Source organism: Longimicrobiaceae bacterium (assembly GCA_035936415.1).
GTDB lineage: Bacteria > Gemmatimonadota > Gemmatimonadetes > Longimicrobiales > Longimicrobiaceae > JAFAYN01.
Map to the genome: position 1 here is coordinate 1 of DASYWD010000483.1, position 4772 is coordinate 4772.

A 4772-nucleotide genomic window follows, 5' to 3' on the forward strand; every position below is an offset into this window, starting at 1 on the left:
GCGGCGGGGGGCGGCGGCGACGGTCCTCCCCGGCCCCGGCGCGACCTGCTTGCGAAGCTGGGGGATCAGCATGGAGACGGGGCGGCGCCGCTGCACCACGATGCTGCCCTCCGCGAGGGTGCCGCTCTGCAGCTCGATGGGCGGCCCCCAGGACGACGACCAGCGGTAGCGGGACGCGCTCCCCACGTCGGGGACCAGCGTGGCATGCACCTCGTAAGGCGCATCCGGGCCGGACAGGGCGCCGACCAGCTGCTCGTTCTTGAGCACACGCTGCATCCCCTTGCGAGTGGCGGGGAAGGCGGAGACGTAGGTGACCCGTCCCACCAGGTGGCCGTACTCCTCGCGCCGCACGGTGGAGGGGACGATCTGGATCTCCATCCCCGGCTTCACCATCTTGCCGTGCACCGAGGGGACGTAGACCACCGCCTCCAGTCCGTGGCCGCCGCTCCGCTCCAGGTCCACGTTGAGGACCGGCTGACCCCGTACCACGAAGCTCCCGCGCTCCGCCATGATCTCCAGGACCCGCCCGGTGTACGGGCTCACCAGCTCGGAGGTGAGACGCCGCTCGCTCTCGAGCTGCGCCAGCTCGCGCCGCGCCTCGTCCAGCCGGAACCGGGCCTCCTGCAGCGCCTCCCGGTTCGAGTTCTCCGCCTGGAGCCGGCGGACCTCCAGCTGGGCGACTTCGCTCCGGTCTCCGCGGACCTTTTCCCTCACTCGCTCGTACTCCTGCACGGTGGCGAGCAGGGCCTGCCGGGTGAGCAGCCCCTGCGCGACGAGCTGCTCCTCGTTCGAGACCCTGTCGCGTAGCGCCTTCAGCGTCGCTTCGGAGGCGGCGACGGACTGCTGCATGCTGGAGCGCGACTGCGTCAGGAAGGCGGCCTGCAGCTCCGCGTCGCGCCCCCCGAAGTGGGAGAGCTGCCGCTGGCGTGCGTCCAGCTCCGCGACGCGCGCCCTCGCCTGGCGGATCCGCTCCTCCAGGTCGGGTCGGGCGAGCCTCGCCACCACTTCCCCCTCACGGATCGTGTCTCCCACCTGGACCGCGAACTCGGCCACGCGGCCGTCGCTCTCGGACGCCACCTCGTACACTCCGCCGCTGAGGACCAGGATCCCCGCCCCGCCGACCCGCTCGGGGATGCTCCCGAAGATCCCCCAGACCAGCGCCGCCGCGAGCACGCCGCCCAGCGAGGCGAGCGCGAGCCACCCCTTCCGGGTGGTCACCTGCATCATCTGGTCGAGCTGCTCGGGCGAGGAGAGGCGCTCCAGCGCCACCTCGCGGAAGATGTTCCTGCGCTCCGACATCTCCGGTCTCCAGTGCAAAGGGGGAAGAGGGGCGGGTCACTCCCGCGGGGTTCCAGGCGCGCCGACCGCGAAGCGCAGCCGGGCGAGCGCGGTCGCGTGGCGCAGCTCCCCGTCGATGTGGGACAGCGTGGCCGAGGTCAGACCGTCCTCGGCGTAGAGGACGTCGAAGAGCGTGGAGCCGCCGAGCTGGAACCTGCGGCGCTCGTTCTCCACCACCGCCGAGTGCAGCTGGACCGCCTCGGCGGTCTGCCCCAGCTCCTCCGCCGAGCGCCGGAGCGTCTCCGTGGCGGTCTCCGCCTCCAGCGCGATCCTTCGGGTGAGCTCCCGCTCCGCGCCGGCGGCGTCCTGCTCGTCGGCTGCGCTCTGCAGCGCCAGCCCCTCCGCGGTCCGGTTCCCGAGCGCGAGCCCGGTGGAGAGCTTCACCCCGGCGTGGAACCCGCTCCGGCCGGAGAGCGGGGCCAGCATCCGGTCGAGCGCGGCCCCCTCCTCCACGCCCGTGTAGCCCATGCTGAAGCCCAGGTCCACCTGCGGGCGCAGCTCGCTTCGCGCCCCGCGCAGCAGGGTCCGAGCGGCCTCGTGCCTGCGGCGCACCGCGGCCAGGTCGGCGCGTGAGCGGAGCGCCTCGGCCGCCAGCGCCTGTGCGGAGGGGATCGCCCCCGGCAAGGAATCGCCCGGTGCGGGGAAGGGAGTTGCCGGCGGGGGGAGCGTGGACAGCGAGTCGGCAGGGATCCCCATGGCCAGCCCGAGCGCCTGGCGCGCGGCGGTCAATCCCTGCTCCCCGGCAACCCGCGCAGCCCGCCTGGAGGCCAGGCTGGCGCTCACCCGCACCAGGTCGGCGGCCGGGAGCCCGTCCGCGTCCACCAGCCTCCGGGTCTCGTCCACCAGCCGCACCGCGCGCGTCTCCGCCTCCCGCAGCACTTTCCCCCTCTGCACGGCGGCCACGTAGCCCCAGTACGCCTCCACCGATCGCGCCACGCTCTCGGCGTGGCGGTGGCGGAGCTCGGCGGAGGCCGCCGCCCGGGCCCCCCGCGCCGCGACATTCTGCGCGGTCGCCAGCCCGCCGCCGCGTCCTCGGCCCAGCGGGACGAGAACGTCGAGGCTCGCCGTCGCCAGGTTGCGGGCGAGGAGGTCGGAGCCGGGGACCTCCGCGCGGGAGACGGCCACCTGCGGGGAGAGCACGATCCCGGAGCGGAGGCGCCTGTCCAGGCCGACGCTGTACTCCATTCCCTGGTGGGTGGTCGTGCCGGCGTCCGCGGCGACCGCCTGGGCGGGGTCTTCGACACGCTGCGCGGAGAGCGTGGTCCTGACCCGGGAGTCGAAGGCTCCCTGCGTCTGCCGCACCAGCCCGTCCTGCCGGCGGACGCCCGCCTCCGCGAAGCGGACCTCGGCGCTGGCGGACAGGGTGGTCCGCACCACGTCCTCCAGCGTGAGCCGGGCGGGGTGCTGCTCCTGTCCGCCCGCCGCGGAGGCCGCCACGGCGATCCACCCGATCGGCAGGACTGCGCGGCAGACCTGCCGCAGGGGCCGCAGGATGGGGGTGGCTTCGGGCATACGAGTCGCTCCGTGTGGAAGGGGCTTCCGGGTTGACCGGCCGGGCCGCGGCGCCGGGAGGTGTCTCAGCTCTGGACCGGAACGACGCCGTCGGACCACTGCTGTATGCAGCAGTGGATGGAGCCCGCTCCGCCGGGGACCCGCTCCAGCTCGCCCAGTGGCAGCGGCCCCTGATCGAGCAGGTCCGGCAGGACCACGAGCAGGTCCACGTCGCCGGGCTTCTCGACGAAGCGCAGGCGCAGCGTGGGCGGAAGCACGATCCCGAAGGACTCGCGGATCGCCAGGTGCGGATCCATCAGGAGCGAGGAGCGGAACTCGCGGTCGCACGCGGCGCGGATCGTCACCGCTGCGAGCCCGGACGGGGGATCCAGGTCTCCGTCGGATGGTCTGAAGGGCATGGCCTGGAGCGAGGGCTGCGGAAACGGACGACGGGTGAACGTCCATTCCCAAAGCACGCGCCGTGCCGGGTCTGTTCCTTCTGTCTAAGTGGTAGTGGGTGCCGTATTTACGCCCGTGCGGCTCCTGTTTTCCTCGTCTGGTGGCGGGAACTGTCGCTCCATCCGGTAGAGCCCCGGCTCTATTGCTGGTGCCCGGCCTCTACCCGATGCAGCGTCGAGTGACTCCGGCACCGCGCACCCGCGCCGCCCCTTCAGAGGTACTTCGCCACGATCCTGCGGATGTCCCCCAGGGTCGCCTCCCTGAACTCCGGGTCCCCCGCCTTTTCCGCCGCGCTGCACAGCTGGGCGACGAGCTGCAGGTCGGTCTCGGGGACGGCCACCTGGAAGTCGGCGCCTGCGAGCCGGTGGAACGTCCGCATCTCCTGCCCGGTGTAGAGCTGGATGGATGGCTTCCTGCGTCCGAAGAGGTTCGCGATCAGGTGCACGTGGGTTTCTTGCCGAAGGGGTCGAGGTGCTGGAGCGTGGAATCCGCGGAACGGGAAAAACGTGCCAGGACGGAGGGGGCGCCCGGGTCTCCGGCACCGTTCGCCTGAACCGCCGCCGAGGGAATTGCCGCCGGCTCGGGGCCGGCGCATGTTACCTCGCATCACATCGTCCTGAACGGGTGGACACGGGAAGCATGGAGATCTTCAGGGAGTTCACCTTCGAGGCGGCGCACCGGCTCCCCAACGTCCCGGAGGGGCACAAGTGCGCGCGGCTGCACGGCCACTCGTTCCGCGTGCGGATCCACGTGGCGGGCCCGTTGCACCCCGAGCTGGGGTGGGTGATGGACTTCGGGGAGATCAAGGACGCGTTCAGGCCCATCCACGAGCAGCTCGACCACAGCTACCTGAACGACGTCCCCGGGCTGGAGAACCCCACGAGCGAGGTGCTGGCCCGGTGGATCTGGGACCGGTTGGCGCCGAAGCTCCCGGGGCTCAGCAAGGTGGCCGTGCGGGAGACGTGCACCTCGGGGTGCGTGTACCGGGGCAGGGGATAGCCGTCGCCCCACGCGCGAGCCGGCCGGGCTCGCCGCAAGGGCAGGAGCAGCAGAACTGCTTGAAAACAAAAGCCTTGCCTTCCTGTACGCCGCACTACATATGTATCTGCACAGCCCTCTCAGTCCCCCCTCCCGGAGGTCCCATGCTCCAGCTCATCCGTGACTTCATCTTCCCGAAGGCGTACGACTTCAGCGCGAAGCCGCGCAAGCGCACCGCCTCCGCGCCGAGGCCTGCGGCCACGGAGCGGGAGAACGGCGACAGCCAGGGCCGCGCGTCCGACGAGGCCGGCACGTCGACGGCGTCACGGAACTAGGACGCCCCGCCGCCTACCGCGGGCATGAAAAAGCATGAGTCATCCCGAACTTTGGAAATGAGGTAGGAGCGAAGTTCGGAGACTCAGGCAGAGGAAGCAGATTGCAGCCCGAATGCGGTAGAGCGGAGTCGAGACCTCTCGGCTCCGCTTTCCTGTTCTGGGGCAGAAGCC

The 4772-nt window shown here is 71.7% G+C and carries 6 protein-coding genes; 2 read left to right on the plus strand and 4 right to left on the minus strand.

The window, feature by feature from the left end:
- The 4 genes from VGR37_19625 to VGR37_19640 all read right to left on the minus strand — a co-directional run.
- The coding region (locus VGR37_19625) for an NHLP bacteriocin system secretion protein (GenBank protein HEV2149620.1) at positions 1-1299 on the minus strand (1299 nt) is incomplete at its 3' end.
- A gap of 36 nt (positions 1300-1335) precedes the next feature.
- Entirely contained in the window at positions 1336-2850 is a 1515-nt protein-coding gene (locus VGR37_19630; protein ID HEV2149621.1) for a TolC family protein, read from the minus strand.
- Positions 2851-2915: 65 nt separating this feature from the next.
- The gene (locus tag VGR37_19635) at positions 2916-3248 is read right to left on the minus strand and encodes a hypothetical protein (protein ID HEV2149622.1); all 333 of its coding nucleotides are present in this window, start codon (positions 3246-3248) and stop codon (positions 2916-2918) included.
- 251 nt (positions 3249-3499) lie between these two features.
- A complete protein-coding gene (locus VGR37_19640; protein ID HEV2149623.1) occupies positions 3500-3733 on the minus strand; it encodes a hypothetical protein in 234 nt (77 codons plus the stop codon).
- A gap of 194 nt (positions 3734-3927) precedes the next feature.
- Here VGR37_19640 and queD point away from each other — a divergent pair, with 194 nt between their 5' ends.
- Entirely contained in the window at positions 3928-4287 is a 360-nt protein-coding gene (gene queD, locus VGR37_19645) for a 6-carboxytetrahydropterin synthase QueD (GenBank protein ID HEV2149624.1), read from the plus strand.
- Between the two features lie 143 nt (positions 4288-4430).
- Positions 4431-4601, plus strand: coding sequence for a hypothetical protein (locus VGR37_19650; GenBank protein HEV2149625.1), 171 nt, complete (start codon positions 4431-4433; stop codon positions 4599-4601).
- Positions 4602-4772 lie beyond the last annotated feature (171 nt).

Bases quoted from the DNA above. Each gene is read 5' to 3' on its own strand.
- VGR37_19650 (HEV2149625.1), top strand. From the start codon at position 4,431: ATGCTCCAGCTCATCCGTGACTTCATCTTCCCGAAGGCGTACGACTTC.
- VGR37_19630 (HEV2149621.1), bottom strand. From the start codon at position 2,850: ATGCCCGAAGCCACCCCCATCCTGCGGCCCCTGCGGCAGGTCTGCCGC.
- VGR37_19635 (HEV2149622.1), bottom strand. From the start codon at position 3,248: ATGCCCTTCAGACCATCCGACGGAGACCTGGATCCCCCGTCCGGGCTC.
- queD (HEV2149624.1), top strand. From the start codon at position 3,928: ATGGAGATCTTCAGGGAGTTCACCTTCGAGGCGGCGCACCGGCTCCCC.